20 protein-coding genes are annotated in these 17657 nt (G+C 60.8%); 5 read left to right on the top strand and 15 right to left on the bottom strand.

The annotated features are described in order from the left end of the window. Nucleotides 1-36 precede the first annotated feature (36 nt). Complete coding sequence (locus F3H58_RS06690; RefSeq protein WP_149741616.1) at nucleotides 37-1596, bottom strand: VOC family protein; 1560 nt, start codon at nucleotides 1594-1596, stop codon at nucleotides 37-39. 290 nt (nucleotides 1597-1886) lie between these two features. On the opposite strand from F3H58_RS06690, the gene F3H58_RS06685 reads away from it, so the two are divergent. The 3 genes from F3H58_RS06685 to F3H58_RS06675 all read left to right on the top strand — a co-directional run bounded on the left by F3H58_RS06685 (nucleotide 1887) and on the right by F3H58_RS06675 (nucleotide 4742). After that, the gene (locus F3H58_RS06685) at nucleotides 1887-2930 is read left to right on the top strand and encodes an ABC transporter substrate-binding protein (protein WP_149741615.1); all 1044 of its coding nucleotides are present in this window, start codon (nucleotides 1887-1889) and stop codon (nucleotides 2928-2930) included. Between the two features lie 208 nt (nucleotides 2931-3138). Beyond that, nucleotides 3139-3927 (top strand): ABC transporter ATP-binding protein, encoded by a 789-nt coding sequence (locus F3H58_RS06680; RefSeq protein ID WP_003520663.1) that lies wholly within the window; start codon nucleotides 3139-3141, stop codon nucleotides 3925-3927. Then, on the top strand, nucleotides 3924-4742 hold the full coding sequence (locus F3H58_RS06675) for an ABC transporter permease (RefSeq protein WP_003520664.1): 819 nt from the start codon (nucleotides 3924-3926) through the stop codon (nucleotides 4740-4742). The genes F3H58_RS06680 and F3H58_RS06675 overlap by 4 nt, the downstream gene beginning before the upstream one ends. A 52-nt stretch (nucleotides 4743-4794) precedes the next feature. Here F3H58_RS06675 and F3H58_RS06670 read toward each other — a convergent pair whose 3' ends face one another. The 9 genes from F3H58_RS06670 to F3H58_RS06630 all read right to left on the bottom strand — a co-directional run bounded on the left by F3H58_RS06670 (nucleotide 4795) and on the right by F3H58_RS06630 (nucleotide 10769). Further along, nucleotides 4795-5481 carry a metal-binding protein ZinT gene (locus F3H58_RS06670; protein WP_142844795.1) on the bottom strand — a complete coding sequence of 229 codons (687 nt, stop codon included), beginning with the start codon at nucleotides 5479-5481 and terminating at the stop codon, nucleotides 4795-4797. A 167-nt stretch (nucleotides 5482-5648) separates the two neighbouring features. Next, nucleotides 5649-6470, bottom strand: a complete 822-nt coding sequence (locus tag F3H58_RS06665) for a mechanosensitive ion channel family protein (RefSeq protein WP_065654121.1) — start codon at nucleotides 6468-6470, stop codon at nucleotides 5649-5651. A gap of 75 nt (nucleotides 6471-6545) precedes the next feature. Further along, nucleotides 6546-7064, bottom strand: coding sequence for a tyrosine phosphatase family protein (locus F3H58_RS06660; RefSeq protein ID WP_149741614.1), 519 nt, complete (start codon nucleotides 7062-7064; stop codon nucleotides 6546-6548). Next, a complete protein-coding gene (locus F3H58_RS06655) occupies nucleotides 7061-7684 on the bottom strand; it encodes a YfbR-like 5'-deoxynucleotidase (protein WP_188128803.1) in 624 nt (207 codons plus the stop codon). Before F3H58_RS06655 ends, F3H58_RS06660 begins: the two co-directional genes overlap by 4 nt. A 2-nt stretch (nucleotides 7685-7686) precedes the next feature. Then, on the bottom strand, nucleotides 7687-8535 hold the full coding sequence (gene ygfZ / locus F3H58_RS06650) for a CAF17-like 4Fe-4S cluster assembly/insertion protein YgfZ (protein ID WP_149741613.1): 849 nt from the start codon (nucleotides 8533-8535) through the stop codon (nucleotides 7687-7689). 121 nt (nucleotides 8536-8656) lie between these two features. After that, entirely contained in the window at nucleotides 8657-9424 is a 768-nt protein-coding gene (locus tag F3H58_RS06645; protein ID WP_149741612.1) for a hypothetical protein, read from the bottom strand. Between the two features lie 14 nt (nucleotides 9425-9438). Further along, entirely contained in the window at nucleotides 9439-9696 is a 258-nt protein-coding gene (locus tag F3H58_RS06640) for a hypothetical protein (protein WP_003501987.1), read from the bottom strand. Nucleotides 9697-9801: 105 nt separating this feature from the next. After that, nucleotides 9802-10239, bottom strand: a complete 438-nt coding sequence (locus tag F3H58_RS06635) for a TIGR02301 family protein (protein ID WP_059752361.1) — start codon at nucleotides 10237-10239, stop codon at nucleotides 9802-9804. A gap of 113 nt (nucleotides 10240-10352) precedes the next feature. Beyond that, entirely contained in the window at nucleotides 10353-10769 is a 417-nt protein-coding gene (locus F3H58_RS06630; protein ID WP_149741611.1) for an NUDIX hydrolase, read from the bottom strand. Nucleotides 10770-10901: 132 nt separating this feature from the next. Between F3H58_RS06630 and F3H58_RS06625 the strand changes: the two genes are divergently transcribed. Beyond that, nucleotides 10902-11225, top strand: coding sequence for a YnfA family protein (locus F3H58_RS06625; protein ID WP_149741610.1), 324 nt, complete (start codon nucleotides 10902-10904; stop codon nucleotides 11223-11225). 10 nt (nucleotides 11226-11235) lie between these two features. Beyond that, nucleotides 11236-11997 (top strand): SOS response-associated peptidase, encoded by a 762-nt coding sequence (locus tag F3H58_RS06620; protein WP_020811514.1) that lies wholly within the window; start codon nucleotides 11236-11238, stop codon nucleotides 11995-11997. Between the two features lie 15 nt (nucleotides 11998-12012). On the opposite strand, the gene F3H58_RS06615 is transcribed toward F3H58_RS06620, so the two are convergent. The 5 genes from F3H58_RS06615 to F3H58_RS06600 all read right to left on the bottom strand — a co-directional run bounded on the left by F3H58_RS06615 (nucleotide 12013) and on the right by F3H58_RS06600 (nucleotide 17639). Further along, a complete protein-coding gene (locus tag F3H58_RS06615) occupies nucleotides 12013-13305 on the bottom strand; it encodes a GGDEF domain-containing response regulator (protein ID WP_020811513.1) in 1293 nt (430 codons plus the stop codon). A gap of 388 nt (nucleotides 13306-13693) precedes the next feature. Next, nucleotides 13694-13825, bottom strand: a complete 132-nt coding sequence (locus F3H58_RS27500; RefSeq protein WP_003496883.1) for a hypothetical protein — start codon at nucleotides 13823-13825, stop codon at nucleotides 13694-13696. A 172-nt stretch (nucleotides 13826-13997) separates the two neighbouring features. Next, on the bottom strand, nucleotides 13998-14867 hold the full coding sequence (gene pssA / locus F3H58_RS06610) for a CDP-diacylglycerol--serine O-phosphatidyltransferase (RefSeq protein ID WP_059753142.1): 870 nt from the start codon (nucleotides 14865-14867) through the stop codon (nucleotides 13998-14000). 22 nt (nucleotides 14868-14889) lie between these two features. Beyond that, nucleotides 14890-15588, bottom strand: a complete 699-nt coding sequence (locus tag F3H58_RS06605) for a phosphatidylserine decarboxylase (RefSeq protein ID WP_003520681.1) — start codon at nucleotides 15586-15588, stop codon at nucleotides 14890-14892. Nucleotides 15589-15752: 164 nt separating this feature from the next. After that, the gene (locus F3H58_RS06600; RefSeq protein ID WP_149741609.1) at nucleotides 15753-17639 is read right to left on the bottom strand and encodes an ABCB family ABC transporter ATP-binding protein/permease; all 1887 of its coding nucleotides are present in this window, start codon (nucleotides 17637-17639) and stop codon (nucleotides 15753-15755) included. Between the last annotated feature and the right edge of the window lie 18 nt (nucleotides 17640-17657).

Below are 17657 nucleotides of genomic sequence, written 5' to 3'. Positions count from 1 at the left end.
GGGTGGCGAGTGGGTGGCACAGGCCCGCCCGCCGTGTCAGGAAACATCCGCCAGCCAGCGCCGCGCCGCTTCGATATCGGCAACCCCGAGCTCATGCCCATCCTCAACCGTTTCCATCTCGGCTCTTGCTCCGCTCGCCGCCAGCCGGCCCTGCAATTCGTGCGCCTTGTCGAGATATTTGTCGCGTTCTCCCGCCACAAGCATGACATTGCGGCCGGAAAGATCGGACTGCGGCCATGTTTCCAGAACCGGCATCGGGCGGTAGAGCAGGGCGTCTCCGGCAAGTTCGGGATAAAGCGCGGCAAAGGCCGCGTAGAAATTTGCACCATTGGAATGGCCGATAAACCGCAGTTTCGAACGGTCGAGACCATAGGACCGTATCGCCCCCTCCACGAAGGCGGCGAATGCTTCCGTTTCCGAGACGATATCCTTCTGGTCGAAGCTGAAATCGGGATTGCGGCGGAACCAGCGGGCGATGTCCTCCTCCGTGCTGCGGCCGCGCACGCCGAGAAGCGTGGCGCGCGGCGCTGCCCGGTGCGCGAGCGGCATCAGGCTCGTTTCGCTGCCGCCGGAACCGTGCAGCAGGATGATGGTGCTGCCATCCGGCTCCTCGGGCGTATAGAAACGGTGCACGAAGGGCAGGTCGCGATAGACGATGCGCTCTTCGCCCGGCATTGCAAACTGTGGCAGGGCGACACGCACATCCGCCTCGTCCTTCATGAAGAGCGGCGGGATGAACAGTTTTTCCCCGAGCGATTCCAACGGTTCGTCCACCGTCATGCCCGGCCCGTCGGTCGCCATTTCGATCAGCACGCCGCCCGGTTCGCGGACATAGAGCGAGTGGAAATATTTGCGGTCATGGGCATTGGTGGTGCTGGAATTCAGCGATTTCAGCCCCGTATGAACCGCGTTCAGCTCGTCCATGTCCTTGGCCCGGAAGGCAATATGGTCGACGGTGCCGGTGCCCGGCGCGCTGGACCAGAAGCCGGTGGCGTCGCGCACGTCGATAATGTCGCCGCTTTCGGAAACGAGCCGGCGGATTGCGCCTGCCTGGCTTTCCTGCCGGTAACCGAAATGTTTCTCCAGAAACGCCACGGTTTCTTCCGGCACTTCGCTCAGCACCGTCGCGCCATAGATGCGGCGAATGGCGTCCTGCGCGGAAATATCGTCCGTCACATGCGGCGTGGCATCGGCAAAGGCGTGGGTGCCGACCAGCTTGACGATCAGGCCGTCAGGATCCTTCAGCCGGATGACCGGAGCGCCGAACTCATCGGAGGGGCCTTCCGCCCGGATGCCGAATTTCAGCGCCCGCGTCAGCCAGAAGCCGATGGCGGCGGGATCGATGGCCACGGAAATCTCCAGCGTCTGGCCATAACCGACACGGCCCTGGCCGCCATCTTCCCAGACGAGAAAGGTGAGAAGGGAGCCGGGCGAGGCGATATCGTCGCCATAAAGCAGGTGCAGCTGCATGGCGTCTTCGAAACCGGCCGTGCGCTTGGCCAGCCTCAGGCCCAGAAAGCCGGCGTAAAAATCCACATTCGCCTGCACTTTGCGGGTAATCATGGTGATGTGGTGTATGCCCAGTGCAGAATTCATCTTGCCGTCCCGCTGTTTCGCCTGCTGTTCGTGGCCCTATTTGTCGCACGCTGCCCCTGATCCGCAACCCCGGCAAATGAGAACGCTGTGTTCTCTGCGTGAACGATCCCGCTTTCGCTTCGTTGCATGCGCGATGGGCAAAATGCCGGCTTTTTGCCTGCCTTGTGCGCGTTTGTGCATATAAAATAAGCATACAAAATAACGGCTATTTTGTATGCAATTTTATCTTGCCTTGAGGGTTGGAATTGGGTCTTATGCAACCAATCCAACAAAACTATCAGGGGGAATAGATGATTTTAACGCGCAGGTTGTTGACCAGGGCTCTGGCCATTGCCGCCATCGGTGTAGCCGCTGGTTTTTCGCTGCCGGTCGTAGAGGTGCGGGCCGAAACGCCGGTGAAATTCACGCTCGACTGGAAGTTCGAAGGCCCCGCCGCCGGTTTCCTGCTGGCGCTCGACAAGGGTTACTTCAAGGCTGAAGGTCTCGATGTCACCATCGATAGCGGCAACGGCTCGGTGGAAGCCATTCCGCGCGTGGCGACCGGCGCCTACCAGATGGGCTTCGGCGACATCAACTCGGTGATGAAGTTCCTCGACGAGGATCCGAGCCAGAAGATCAAGGCCGTTTATATGGTCTATGAGCGCCCGACTTTTGCCGTGGTGGGCCGCAAGTCGCTCGGTGTCACCGGCGATCCGAAGTCGCTGGAAGGCAAGAAGCTCGGCGCGCCGCCGCCGGATGGCGCGTTTGCGCAATGGCCCGCCTTCAAGCAGGTGGCGGGTCTCGATGACAGCAAGATCAAGATCGAATCGATCGGTTTTCCGGTGCGTGAGCCCATGCTCGCCAAGGGCGATGTCGACGCCGTTTTCGGCTTTGCCTTTTCGGTGATCCTCAACCTCAAGAAGCAGGGCATCGCCGATGACGATATATCGACCATCCTGATGGCCGAGCACGGCTTGAATCTCTATGGCAATGCGGTGCTGGTAAACACTGATTTCGCAGAGAAAAACCCGGATGCCGTGAAGGGCTTCCTGAAAGCGCTGGCCAAGGGCTTCGCCGATTCCGTCAAGAACCCCGAAGAGGGCGTGGCGGCCGTGCTCAAGCGCAACGAGACGCTCGACAGCGCCATCGAGCTTGAACGCCTTAACATGGCCAACAGCATGAATATCAAGACGCCCTATGTGGTGGAAAACGGCATGGGCGGCGTCGATCCGGCCCGGCTTTCCGCCTCCATCGAGACGCTGAAAGTTTCTCTCGGCCTGAAGGGCAACGTCAAGGCGGAGCAGGTCTTCGATGCGACCTACCTGCCGGCCAAGGAAGAACGCATGCTTCCGTAATGGACGAAGTGAGCGGGTGCGGCATGCTTCTTCTCCCCGCCGGGGAGAAGTCCGCGGCAGCGGGATGAGGGGGCAAGCTCTCGGTCTATCGCTGGCGCTGCCCCCTCATCCGACCCTTCGGGCCACCGTCTCCCCGGCGGGGAGAAGAAACAAGCCGCAACGCTGCAGGGTTCAACCGCCCGATCAGCAACTTAAAACGGGAACAGCAATGTCACATCTCGTGGAAATAGACAGTGTGGACATGCGCTATGGCGGCTCCGCCGGCACGCTGGCCGTATCCGGCTTGAATCTCACGGTCGACAAGGGTGAATTCGCGGCCGTGGTCGGACCCTCCGGCTGCGGCAAGTCGACCCTGATGAAGCTGGTGACAGGGCTGCACATTCCGCAGAAGGGCAATGTCATCGTTGCCGGGCGGCAGGTCACGGAGCCGGTTTCCATCGTCGGCATGGCGTTTCAGAACCCGACGATGCTGCCGTGGCGCACCACGCTTGAGAACATCCTGCTGCCGCTGGAGATCGTCGAGAAACATCGTCGACGCCTGCGCGCCCACAAGGCGGAGTATGTCGCGAAAGCCGAGCGCCTTCTGGAAATCGTCGGCCTGAAGGGGTTCGGTTCGAAGTATCCGTGGCAGCTTTCCGGTGGCATGCAGCAGCGCGCCAATCTTTGCCGGGCCCTGATCCACGAACCGGAACTGCTGATGCTGGACGAGCCTTTCGGTGCGCTCGATGCCTTCACCCGCGAGGAATTGTGGTGCGTCATCCGCGACCTGCACGCCGCGCAGCGCGTCACCATCATCCTCGTGACCCATGATCTGCGCGAGGCGACATTTCTGGCCGACAAGATTTTCGTGATGAGCGCAAGGCCGGGCCGGGTGTTGGCGGAACACCGCGTGCCGTTTGCCCGCCCGCGCCAGCTCGATATCATGTATGACAAGGGTTTCAACGACATGGTGCAGGAACTGCATGGCGAGATCGCGCAGGCGAGGGTGGCGGCATGAGCGCGATCATGGAAGGCACCGTCGCGGCCGAGCCGCGCAAGCCGCTGATTGCCCGCGTCAACTGGGTGAAAGCCGCCCCCTGGCTTTATACGCTGGCGCTTTTCGTGTTGTGGGAACTGTTGGTCTACGCGCTGAAAATGCCGCCCACCATTCTGCCGTCACCGGTAAGGGTCGGACAGGCCATTGTGCAATATTGGTCGCCGATCTGGAAGAACTCGCTGCAGACGCTTTATACCACGACGCTGGGTTTCGCCATTGCGGTGGCCGCCGGTCTCGCCATCGGCCTTTTCATCGGCTGGTCCAAAACCATTTATGCCGGGCTTTATCCGCTGATGATCGGCTTCAACGCCATCCCGAAAGTGGCGCTGGTGCCGATCCTCGTCATCTGGTTCGGCATCGGCACGGTGCCCGCCGTGTTGACCGCCTTCCTGATCTCTTTCTTCCCCATCGTCGTCAACGTCGCGACCGGGCTTGCCACCATAGAGCCGGAAACGGAAGATGTGCTGCGGGCGCTTGGCGCAAAGAAGATGGACATCATGCTGAAGGTCGGCATTCCGCGCTCCATGCCCTATTTCTTCGGCTCGCTGAAAATCGCCATCACGCTCGCCTTTGTCGGCTCGGTCGTGTCGGAAACAGTCGCCTCCAATTACGGCCTCGGCAACATGATGAGTTCGGCGCAGAGCCAGTTCAATGTGCCGCTCGTCTTTGCCGGCCTGCTGATGCTCGCGGTGGAAGGCATCGTCATGTATGCGATCATGGCCTGGCTTGAAAAGCGCATGACCGGCTGGGCGCATCGCTCCACCATGGGGCAATAAGGAATGCGGCACGGGCATGAAGACTATGCCCGTGCCGGAATGTCGTGCGAAGTTAATGCGCCGCCATTTCTTCCACGATATCGCCGCCGTCCATCAGGAACGGGTAGTAGGTCGGCCAATTGGTCACTTCGTCCAGCAATGCCTTGCGGTCGTTGCCCCAGTAGAGATGGTAATGGCCGGCCTTGACCGGGGCGATGGAGTGGTCGCTGAACTGGATGAATTGCGGTGCGGCCTCATCGCCGCCGGTTTTCTTGAAGATGTAGCGGACACCGCGATTGCCCTTCTTGTAGGTCAGGATTTCATGGCCATCGCTGACATAGGTGCCTTCAGCGGGTTTGCCGTCCTTATAAAACGCCACGCTGTCGCTCTTGATGACGATGCGGTTCACATCGGTCTTGTAACCGATCTCGTAATAGGCGCGGTACTCCGCCGCCGTCTTGTCGCCATGCGCCGCCTTTTCGGCCATGACGGAATCGAGCGAGCCGTTCAGCAGATAGGGATAGACCGACTGCCAGTCGCCTTCCCAGTCGGAAAGCGTGCGCGCCTTCACCTGCGCATCCTCGAAATAACCCTTGTAAATCTGCTTTTCAGCCTCGGTCATCTGGTGGCCGTGATCGTGCCCATGGTCGTGGCTGTGGGCTGCGGATTTGTCGCCACCGGCAGCCATTGCCGCTGTCGCCGCCAGCAGCATGGAACCAAGTGCGACGGCGCCGGTGACGCGGGTGAGTATCTTCTGCATTGTTTCGGCCCTCTCATATCGACAAAGATAGTTACGTAATAACATTACGTATCGACCTATAGAGGCCGCATTCGCGGGATGCAAGTGCGCACTGCAACGTGGCGCAACGAAAAAGCGCGGTGGCTGTTGCAGCCACCGCGCTTGAAAAGAGAGGGAGACGTGAGGTCTCAGGCCGGCTGGGCGCTCACTTCCGCCTTGCGCTCGTCGAAGGCGAGTTTCATGGCTTTCGTCACATCGCGGGTCGTCGCGAAATAAGTGTCGCTGCGCACCCAGTAGCGCAATTTGACGGTGGCACTGTCGGCGCTGACCGAATCGACGAAGGTGACGGGGGCGGGATCCAGCAAAACCCGGCTCTCCGAACGCACGACTTTCATCAGCATATCCTGCGCGGCCGCCAGATCCTCATCATTCTTGACTGTCAGGCTGAGTTCGTGACGGCGCGAGGGAAAGCGGCTGTAATTGGTGATGGGCACGTTCCAGAGCGTGGAGTTGGGCGCGAGACGGTAAAGTCCGTCGCTTGTCTTCAGCTCGGTCGCAAACAGCCCGATCTCGATCACCGTGCCGCTGACCGTGCTGGTCTCGATATATTCGCCGACGCGGAAGGGGCGCAGCACCAGAAGCATGATGCCGGCGGCAATATTCTGCAGCGTGCCCTGCAACGCAAGGCCGATGGCCAGACCGGCGGCGCCAAGGGCGGCAAGAATGGAGGCCGTCTGCACCCCGAACTGGCCAAGCACCATGACCAGCACCAGAATGAGAACCACGTAGCGGATGGCGCCGGCGAAGAAACCGGCGAGTGTCGCATCGAAACCGCGAATGCGCGACAGGCCCTGAAAAGCCCAGCGTTGCAGGAAAGTGGCGGCCAGCCAGCCGACGATCAGCAGCAGAAGCGCACCGACGACCGAGAAGGAATATTGCACCGCAAGCGCGCTTGCCTGCTGCAACGCCGCCTGCGATGCGACGATGATATCCGTTGCCTGTTGTTCCATGAATTATCCTGTGATTTTCATTGCTCTTCAGGGTTGGTAACGACTGGACGCCGTGAGGGTTCCGACAAAACGGCCTCAGTTGCCAAGCGGCAGCACGAAGGGCACGTTACCATCCGTATCCGCGCCTCTGCCGATTTTTTTGATCGCCGCCACCAGCCGGCCCTCGCGCCCGAGCAGACAGTCGCCGATGGCGATGATGCGGGCATTGGGCGTGGCATAGGGCGAGACGGCGCGCAGGCGCAGCGCAAGTTCCATCTCATCCTGGTCCGGATAAAGGCTGAGCGCGGCGATGACGGCGGCGGCGGGTGAGCGGGAGACGCCCATCCAGCAATGGATGAGCAGCGGCGCGGACTGGTCCCATTGCCGGGTGAAATCGATCAGCTTCAGCACATGCGCATCGTCAGGCGCGATGAGATCGGCGGTGCCCTTGAATGCGATGTCGTTCATGGCGAGCGTCAGATGCCGGTCTGCCGCAATGACGGCGGGGCGGTGAAAGGACTGCTCTTTGGCGATCAGCGTCACCATTTCGCGGGCCTTGTGTTTGACGGCCATCTCCGCGATCCGCGATAGCGGCGATACGACAATGGCCGTCATGGCGCGCTCCCCGTCTTGACCGCACGCAGCGCCTCGATCGCCTCGAAACGGTCGATGAACAGCTTCTGCGCTTCGGTTGAGGGCAGGGGCGTCATGTCGAACATGTCGCGGGTGATGCCGCGCGGCAGGCCGAAGAATTTCTGCGCCTCGGCGGTGGAAAACCCGGCAAGCTCCGTCGCCTCGAAAAAGGCGGCGACCGTATCGGCCTTCTTGATGCGATCCTTCAAGTCGCGCGACGCATGCGGCGGCAGGCCGAAACGCAGATGCACGGCGGCTTCCAGCCGTTTTTCCACGGTCTTGTAACCGCCGCCGACCACGGATTTGAACGGCGAGATCATGTCGCCGATGACATATTCCGGCGCGTCGTGCAGAAGCGCCATCTGCATGTCGTCAGGCGTCGCGCCCGCGCACATGCGGCAGAAGATGGTCTCGACGATGAGGCAATGCTGGGCGACGGAAAAGGCGTGGTCGCCGCGCGTCTGGCCGTTCCAGCGGGCGACACGGGCAAGGCCATGGGCGATATCGGCGATTTCCACATCGAGCGGCGAAGGGTCGAGCAGATCGAGCCGCCGGCCGGACAGCATGCGCTGCCAGGCGCGCGGGCTTTTTGCGGGCGCCACTCTCAGTCCTCCGCCCGCGCCGCCGGATCGGCCGCCGGGAAGGAGAGGCCGCTCCAGACCGGTAGGGCCACGGTCACCGGAACAGTCTCCGCCAGAAGCGGCGTGCCGGATGCGAGCGCATCGGCAATGCGGTCGATCCGAACGATGGCAAGCGCCCTGTTGTCGCAAACGGTTCCGAGCGCGCCGACCGGTTTTCCATCGGCGGTAATCTCCGTCCCACTGGCGGCAAGCGCGCCTTCGGCCGAAACGGTGACGACGCGGCGTCTTGCCGTGCCGCGATGTTTCATGCGCGAGACGACTTCCTGACCGACAAAGCAGCCCTTCTTAAAGGAAACGCCGTCATTCACATCCATCAGCACATCGTGGGGAAAAGCATCCTGCAACACATAGTCCCGGCCGGATTCGGCAATGCCATGCTCGATACGGAGCGCATCATAGGCCGCGATGTCGCCGGATGCGGACGCGCCCGGTATACGGTAAAGATCGATGCCAGCTTTGCCGAAACGACCATCCCGAATGCCTGCCGTCGGCGCAGTCTCGTTCCAGAAAACACTCACGCCTTCGACAGCCTCGGCTTTGAGGTCGACCGGTGCACGCAGCTTGTACATGGTCAGGCGGCGCAGCAGCGCGTCCTGTTCGGCAGCGCCCGTCTCGATCAGATAATCCCCGCCATCGCGCCAGATCATGAAATCGAACAGGATCTTGCCCTGCGGCGTCAGAAGGGCTGCGGCCCGTGCTTCGCCTTCCGGCAGGTTTTCAACGTCTGCGGTGATAAGGTTGTTCAGAAATTCCTCGGCGCCGGTGCCGGAAACCCGGATCAGGCGGCGGTCGGCAAGAAGGGCGGAAGGCATGGCGTCACCGTTCGGTTCGTCGAGACTCTGTGATCTCCGGCAAAAGCAGATGCGCTTTGCCGGAATGCACATTCCGCACAGTTAGGATTTTTGCCAGAGAACGGCAAGCACCGCGATGCGATCAATCGCCGGCGGTGAAGAACTTCCACTTGCCGTCGGGCGAAATGCCGACCCGGTAGAAGCTGTAATTGCCATATTCCTGCATGTCCGCCAGATCGCCCGCGGTGATGATGCGCAGAAGCTCCACCTTTTCCGGCGCAGTCAGCGTATTCAGCGGCTTTCCGGCGAAATAGGGGAAAACATAGGCTTCGTCAGGCGTGCCGGCATCGATATGGGCATATCCGGTCGACAGCAGGTCGATGATGATCGCCAGCACTTCCAGACCGTCAGGATCGCCGGAATAGCTTTTCAGCGCCGCAATCGGGTCTTCGCCGTCATTGCCGTCGATGCGGAATTCTTTCTGGCCGGCGGCGATGAAGGGCCGCAGCTTTTCGATATCGCCGGAGGCGGCGGCTTCGATGATCTGCTGGCGCAGCTTGCGCACGGGTTCCGGCGCCTTGGAAATGTCGTGCTCGATCACAACGGACATTTCCGGCGTGTTGTCGGGCTTGGAGGATTGCTGGTTCGACTGGTTGGCGGAACGGTCCACCAGAGGGTCGGGCAGGGGAATGCCTTCCGAATCGCCTTCGATCTCGTCCGGCTCCGCGGGCTGGGCCTGCTGCGGCTCACCGCCATTCTCAGCCTTCGGCTCGCTTTCGGTGTTCTGCGCCGGCTTCAGCTCGGAAAGGGCAAAGGCGCGGTCTGGCATGCCAATCGGCCCGGCGGTCAGGGCAAGCAGGATGGACAGCAGGGCGGAAGAGCGCAAAAGCCCCTTGCTCAGGCAAGACATGATAGACCCCGGCTTTACTGTATTACCCGCTGCGGCGAAAATTCGCCCTGAAGCATGCGCTGGCGCAGCGATTCCAGCATTGCTTCAGCGCCGGCCTCGCCATGGATACGGATGGTTTCGCGCATGGCCAGAGCGATGGCGGCATCGGCGATGATCTCCGGCTCGATGCCGTCGGCCATGCCGTCAGCCCATGCCTCGTTCTGGTGTTCCAGAGCGACCTGCATCTTTTCATGCACGATCATATCGTCGATTTCGTTACGGCTTGTCTGCATCTTTCATCCTCGACAGGGCGGGCAAGTCCTTACCACCCTGTTAACAACACTAGCAGCCTTTTATCAAAACGGCACGGCCTGCGGCGAAAAGAGGTTAATAATCCTCTAATTTCCGAACCGGGACGCGATTTCCTGCGCGAGTGTTGCCCCTTCGTTACGGTAGTTCTCTTCTGCCATGATGGCGGCGCGTGTGCAACTGGTGTGGATGGCCGCAAAGGAGCGGTATCCACGGTTGAATGCAGCCGTCATGCGCTGACGTCGTTCAGGTTCGTTGGCCGTGTCCGCAGCCAGAAGATCGCTCATCGATCTGCGCCAGTCCTCCGGTCCGGAAGAAGGGCACAGGGTTCTGAGATATTGCACCGCGCCCAGTATCTCCGACAGCCGTGCGAGCTTGTCGTCATAAGGAGCGGGCTTGGGCGGCGCGGCTTCCGCCGGACGCACCTCGGAACCGGGTTTTGAAGGCTGCGCATAAGCGACGCCCTGCTGCCCGGCGGTGGCAAGCATTGTCAGAAAAAGAGACAGGAAGATGGTTGGCCGTATCAAAATTCTATTCTGCCCCACACATACTCGTGAACTATTGGCTCGTGAACTGTTGGCTCGCGACCATCCGGCGGGCGGATCGGCCCTAGATAATAGCGATTCTGGCTGGCTGGCAATCATGCAAGCAGGCGCTCGGCGCATTCGACGACGCTTTCCGGCACCGGCAGAAGGCGGATTTCCGCCAATGTGTACCAGCCCGCATCCGCCGCATCGTCACCCACAGTCACGAGCGGATCGGCGTCGGTTTCCACGGTGAAAACCGACAGGAAATAATGGCTCGTCAGCAGGCCTGCCGCATCTCGCGAGGGAAGATCGTATGTCGCGAAAAGCTGCGGCCGGCGAGCGACGATGCCGGTTTCTTCCTGCAATTCGCGCAGCGCCGTTTCGGCCGGCGTTTCGCCGTCTTCGCCGCGACCGCCCGGAAAGGCGAACATGTCCTTCGAAGGCGGGTTGATGCGGCGCACGAGAAGCAGCCGGTCGCCGTTCCTGACAATGGCGGAGGAGGCGGGGCGGGGCTTGATACGGAGGGTCATGAATGGTTTCGCTTGTTTCGGCCGTTGCCGGCCTGTCTATAGTGGTACGTGGCTCGGAAAAATCGATTCCGGTTTCCGTGCCGATGCTTATAGTCCGGAACTGGCGCGATTGTGCATGTTAAAGACGGTGGAATGAAGGTCTATCTTATCTATGTTCTGGCGGCTCTTGCCGAAATTGCCGGTTGTTTTTCCTTCTGGGCCTGGCTGAAACTCGGCAAGACCGGGTGGATATTGCTGCCTGGCATGGTGGCGCTGGCCGCTTTCGCGTGGCTTCTGACGCTGGTGCCGACAGAGGCGGCGGGCAGGGCCTATGCCGCCTATGGCGGGATTTACATTGCCGCTTCGCTCTTCTGGCTCTGGGGCGTGGAAGGCCATGCGCCGGACCGGTGGGATATTGCCGGCGGCGCCGTCTGCCTTGCCGGCACCGCCATCATCCTGTTCGGGCCAAGGGGTTGAGGAGAAAAGCATGTGCGGACGTTTCGTGCTGAAGGCGACGCCGGAAGAGATCGCCGATTATCTCGATCTGATCGGCCTTGAGGATTTTCCCGCCCGTTTCAACATCGCGCCGACGCAGCCCATTCTGGTCGTGATGGAGGGGGAGCGGCAGGAGCGCGGCAGCAACCTGCCCAATCGCCGGGCCGTGCTGGTCCGCTGGGGTTTTCTGCCGGGCTGGGTGAAGGATCCGAAGGATTTTCCACTGCTTATCAACGCCCGTTCGGAAACCGCCATCGGCAAGGCCTCCTTCCGCGCCGCCATGCGCCATCGCCGTGTGCTGGTGCCCGCCACCGGCTTTTACGAATGGCGACGCCCGCCGAAGGAGGAGGGCGGCAAACCGCAGCCCTATTTCATCCGCCCGAAAAGCGGCGGCATCGTCGCCTTCGCCGGTCTTATGGAAACCTGGTCTTCCGCCGATGGCTCGGAGGTCGATACCGGTGCGATCCTCACCACCGCCGCCAATGCCGCGATTGGCCGTATTCACGACCGCATGCCTGTTGTCATCGCGCCCGAGGATTTCAGCCGCTGGCTGGATTGCAAGACCCAGGAGCCGCGCGAGGTCGCCGATCTGATGCGGCCGGTTCAGGATGATTTTTTCGAGATGATCCCGGTATCGGACAAGGTGAACAAGGTCGCCAATGTCGGCGCGGATCTCATCGAACCGGTGCCGGAAAGCGCGCCGCTGGCGAAGATCAAGCCGGCGAAGGACGAAGGGCAGATGTCATTGTTTTGACGGCACCCGAGAAAATCAGCCGTTCCGCCCGATCTTCTGCAGGCCTTCCTGGATCATGATGTCGGAATAAACGCGGTTGCGGCCATTCGCCTTGGCGAGATAGAGCAGCTGGTCCGCTGCATTCAGCTGGTTGTCGAAGGGCTCGCCCTTTTCGATCTCCACGACGCCGAGCGAAATCGTCAGGGCGAGGCTGCTGCCGCTCAGCTGCCGGCCGTTCTTTTCCACCTGTCCGCGCAACTCCTCGCAGAACTGATAGGCGGCGCGCGCATCCAGCCCGCGCAGGAACACGGCAAATTCCTCGCCGCCGAGGCGCGCGGGAATATGGCGTTGCTCGCCGCACATGTCATGCAGCAGTTCGGCCAGCTTTTTCAGCGCCCTGTCGCCGGCGTCGTGGCCCAGCGTGTCGTTGATCTTCTTGAAATGGTCGATGTCGAGAATGGCGACGGCGCCGCTCTCGTCATTGCCATTGATGACATCCATCAGTGCCCGCGTGCGCTCGAAGAAGGAGCGGCGGTTCGGCAGGCCGGTGAGGTGGTCGCGTTCGGCCAGTTCGCGCAGGCGTTTGAGCTGCTTCAACGTCTCGATATTGTTATCGATGCGGCACTGCAATTCTTCCGGCACGAAGGGGCGATAGACGAAATCCGAGGCGCCCGCCTTGAGAAAACTTGCCGAAAGCAGCCGGTCTGTGGAGGAGGATATGCCGATCACCCGCAGGTCTTCGGATGAGCGGCTGTCGCGGATGCGGCGCGTCAGCTCATAGCCGTCCATATCAGGCATATGGTAGTCGGTGATGACGAGCTGGATCGTCGGATCCTGCGACAGTATTTCCAGCGCCTGCTTGCCCGAATGGGCCTCGCTGACCCGAAAATTCTGCCGCTCCAGTATTTCCACGAGACCGGAACGCGCCGTGCGCACATCATCGACCACCAGGACAGAAAAAAGCTTGTTGCTCAAAATCCGCTGGACGGTTCGAACCACCGCATCGACGGTGCGATGGCCGTCCTTGACTATGTAATCGATGATCTTCTTCTCGGCATAGCGCTTGCGCGCCTCCTCATCCACCGTGGCGGTGAAAACGATGGCCGGCACCTTGCGCTCGGATAGAAGTGCGAGAATCTCGCCCTTCGGTGCATCGGGCAGGTTGAGGCCCGTCAACGCCAGCGTGAAATTATGGGCCTGCATGAGGGTATCGGCCGCGGCCATGCTGTCGCAATGGACGACCTCGGCTTCCGTTTCTTCCGAAAGCCGCGTCTTCAGCAGCATGGAAAGAGCAACGGAATCTTCAATCAGAAGGATTTTATCCTGCATGGCCGTCCCAAGCCCCCCTGGCCTGTCTTCACAATCTTTCCTCAACGCCGAATATTCGTCATCCGCGTGTCTGCGGATTCGAAAGCCGGCTTATGCATTGTTGTGGAAAAAAATGCGGAATAGAAAAGTTCTTTTGTATTCACTAATCTATACGTCGGTGTTCGTATAGCCTTCTTGTGGAAGGCGAGCTTTTTACTACACTTTCGTTGCAGCTTCGTTACAGAAGGCCGCCGATTTTATGAAAGACTGACGCTCTGCAATTTAGCGGCAGTGCTTGAAACAAAAACGGCGCCCGGAAAAGGCGCCGCGTGATTGTCGATTTTCCGTTGGGAACGTTCCGTTTTCCGGGCAGTCCGCAAAATTCGAAAAATCAAAAAACCGAATATTTTCAGGCGGTTTTGGCGGCAGGCTTGCGCTTCAGCATCAGGGCTGCGGCCGCAACGGCCTTCAGTCCGAGCGGGCGGTAGTGGCTGTTGAGGTCGGGCTTCGCCTGCGGCTGCGCCTTCGTCTCGTTCGTCATTTCTCTCTCTCCACAATTCACGCCAATCGCCGTTGCGATGCGTGTGAGCCACTTCTTTCGCGGCTAATCTTGACGGATTCGAGGCGAAGAAAAACGAAGGCGGCTTTTCAGGCTGCGACATTTTGCGTCACATCTTGCGCCGGCATGTGCGAGAAAAAATAAACCTGCGGTTTTAAATACCGCGATCGAGGCCGTTGCCGCCATTGGCGTCGTCATGCCCGTCTTCCTCGATGGTCAGCGTGCCGTAGCGGCGATGCCAGAGGCGGGCGCTGATGGGAATGAAGACGAGATAGGCGGCAACCGTCAGAACCAGAACTTCCCAGGTGAAGCTCATCAGCATCGCTACATAAAGCACGACGACGAGGATCATCGGCAGCACCAGATCGCGGCGAATGCGGCTGGTGCCCGATTTGCCCGACCAGACCGGCAGGCGGCTGATGAGAAGGTAACCGATCAGCACGGTATAGGCGGCGGCGACATAGGCGAAGGGCTTGTCCGGCTCGACGCCGAGGAAGCCGAGATAAACCGGCAGCAGCACCAGCATGGCGCCCATCGGGGCGGGAACGCCCACGAAGAACTCATTCTGCCAGGGCGCCTTCACCGGCCGCTCGATCATGACGTTGAAGCGCGCCAGACGCAGACCGGCGGCGATGACGTAAATGAGGGCGGCGATCCAGCCGATGGAGCGTGCCTGATCGAGAAGGTAGGCATAGACCACCAGCGCAGGGGCGACACCGAAATTGACGATATCGGCCAGAGAATCCATCTGCTCGCCGAATTTGGACGTCGCTTTCATCATGCGGGCGATGCGCCCGTCTATGCCGTCGAGGAAGGCGGCCAGCAGCACCATGCCGACAGCCAGTTCGAACCGCCCCTCGATGGCGAGACGCACGCCGCTCAGCCCCGCACAGATGGCCAGAACGGTGATGAGATTGGGAACGACGAGGCGAAAGGGAATTTCCCTCAGCCGGGGTCCACGGCCGCTGTCGCTGCGGCCCTCTGGTTTGCCGTTCTGTTGCGGCTCGGCGATCGGCGTTTCCATGCGCATGCCCTTCCTGTTTCCGTCAGCCGCGGCGGCTGACGACCGGACCCTTGGCGGAGCCGAATTCGGCGAGCACGGTTTCACCGGCAATCGCCGTCTGGCCGACCGATACGCGCGGCTCGAAACCTGCGGGAAGGAAGATATCGAGGCGCGAACCGAAACGGATAAGACCGAAACGCTCACCGGCATCGACTGGTTCATTCGGCTTTACCCAGCAGACGATGCGGCGTGCAACCATGCCGGCGATCTGCACCACACCGACCTTGCCGTGCGATGTCTCGATGACGAGGCCGTTGCGCTCATTGTCTTCGGAAGCCTTGTCGACTTCGGCATTGAGGAAGAGGCCGGGACGGTAGGCGACATTGACGATGCGGCCGCGTACCGGCGAACGGTTCACATGGCAGTTGAACACGTTCATGAACACCGAGATGCGCACCAGCGGCTCCTTGCCGAGTTCCAGCTCCAGCGGCGGAACGACGCTCTGCACGGCGGAAACCTTGCCATCGGCCGGGCTGATGATGAGGTCGTCATCCTGCGGCGTGACGCGCTCGGGATCGCGGAAGAAATAGGCGCACCAGGCCGTCAGCACGAGGCCGACCCAGAACAGCGGTTCGGCGATCCAGCCGAGCACCAGCGATGCGACGAAGAAGGCCGCCACAAAGACATAACCTTCCTTGTGGATCGGTACGATGGTGTTGCGAATGGTGTCGAACAGATTCATGAGATTCCTTGCTCCGGTTTCCGTCTGTCGCGTCTATATGTGGTCGTGATACGACACGATCCAAACGGCAATGCGACAAATTTTGCCTAGCTGGTTACAGCCAAAAGGGCCGCCCGGCAATGGTGGGGTTCTTCTGTCGGCCCTGTTACCCCGGGGTACAGCCATCAATGGGCGGGTTCCCCGCGGTCGATGACACCCAGATCGTCGGTTTCGCGCACATGGCGCAGCATTTCCTCGGCCCGGATCGCCTCGCGCTGGCGGCTCCACATCGAGGCGTAGAGGCCGTTCTGCCCCATCAGCGAGCTGTGCGTGCCGCGTTCGGCGATCTGCCCGTCCTTCAATACGATGATCTCATCCGCGCCGATGACGGTGGAAAGGCGGTGGGCGATAACCAGCGTCGTGCGGTTCTTCGAGACGATGTCGAGCGCGCTCTGGATTTCCTGTTCCGTATGCGTGTCGAGCGCCGAGGTGGCCTCGTCGAGAATGAGGATCGGCGGCGCCTTGAGGATCGTGCGGGCAATCGCCACGCGCTGTTTTTCCCCGCCGGAAAGCTTCAGACCGCGTTCGCCGACCATGGTGGCGTAGCCCTCCGGCAGCTTGCCGATGAAGGCGCTGATCTGCGCCGCATCCGCCGCAGCCCTCAGTTCCTCGTCGGTGGCCGAGGGACGGCCATAACGGATGTTGTAGGCGAGCGTGTCGTTAAAAAGCACGGTGTCCTGCGGCACCATGCCGATCACCGAGCGCAGGCTCTTCTGCGTCACATCGCGAATATCCTGCCCGTCGACGGTGACGGAGCCTTCCTGAATATCGTAGAAACGATAAAGCAGCCGCGAGATCGTCGATTTTCCCGCACCCGAAGGGCCGACGATGGCTACCGTCTTGCCCGCCGGCACGTCGAAGGAAACGCCCTTCAGGATCGGTCTTTCGGGGTCATAGGCGAAATGCACGTCGCGGAAGGAAATCGCGCCGGGTCCGGCTGCGAGCGGTTTTGCATCCGGTTTGTCGGTGACTTCCGCCTCCACTTCCAGAAGATCGAACATCTGCTCGATGTCGGTCAGGCCCTGGCGGATTTCGCGATAGACGAAACCGATGAAATTGAGCGGCACCGAAAGCTGCAGCAAAAGCGCATTGACGAAGACGAAATCGCCGATGGTCTGTTCGCCGCGCTGCACGGCAAGCGCCGACATCACCATCATAACGGTCGAGCCGATGCCGAAGATCACGCCCTGGCCGAAGTTCAGCCAGCCGAGCGAGGTCCAGATCGAGATCGCCGATTTTTCGTAACGCTCCATGGCGACGTCGAAACGCCGCGCCTCCATCTCCTCATTGCCGAAATATTTGACGGTCTCGAAATTCAGAAGCGAGTCGATCGCCTTGGTATTGGCGTCTGTGTCGCTGTCGTTCATGGCGCGGCGAATGCCGATACGCCAGTTGCTGGCCCGCACGGTGAACCAGATATAGGCCCAGACCGTGATGACCGTGACGAGCACATAGGAAAAACCGTAGGAGGCCCAGAAGATGATCGCCGTCAGCAGGAATTCGATGAAGGTCGGCGCGGTGTTGAGAATGGTGAAGCGGACAATGGTTTCGATGCCCTTGGTGCCGCGCTCGATGACCCGCGACAGTCCGCCGGTCTTGCGCTCCAGATGGAACCGCAAAGAAAGCCGGTGCATGTGCACGAAGGTCCTGTAGGCGAGCTGACGCACCGCATGCTGGCCGACGCTGGCGAAAAGCGAATCGCGCAGCTGGTTGAGCCCGACCTGGATCAGCCGCGTCAGATTATAGGCGATAACCAGCGCGACGGCGCCGAGCAGGAAGGCGGGAACAAGCCCGGCCATGTCCAGCCGGCCGTTCAGCGCATCGGTCGCCCATTTGAAGAAATAGGGAACGGAGATCAGCACCAGCTTGGCGACGACGAGGTACACGGTGGCCCAGATCACCCGCATCTTCAGGTCCCACCGTCCCTCCGGCCACATATAGGGCCAGAGATTGATCAGCGTCTGGGTGGGATTGCTGGAATCCGCCGAAATGGTTTTTTTCTTCGTGGCCATCATTCGCTCCGGTCACTG

It is taken from the genome of Rhizobium sp. NFACC06-2, assembly GCF_900101425.1.
In the GTDB taxonomy this organism is placed as follows: domain Bacteria; phylum Pseudomonadota; class Alphaproteobacteria; order Rhizobiales; family Rhizobiaceae; genus Agrobacterium; species Agrobacterium leguminum.
Note: the sequence above shows the minus strand (reverse complement) of the source record. Positions and strands in the feature narration are given on the sequence as shown.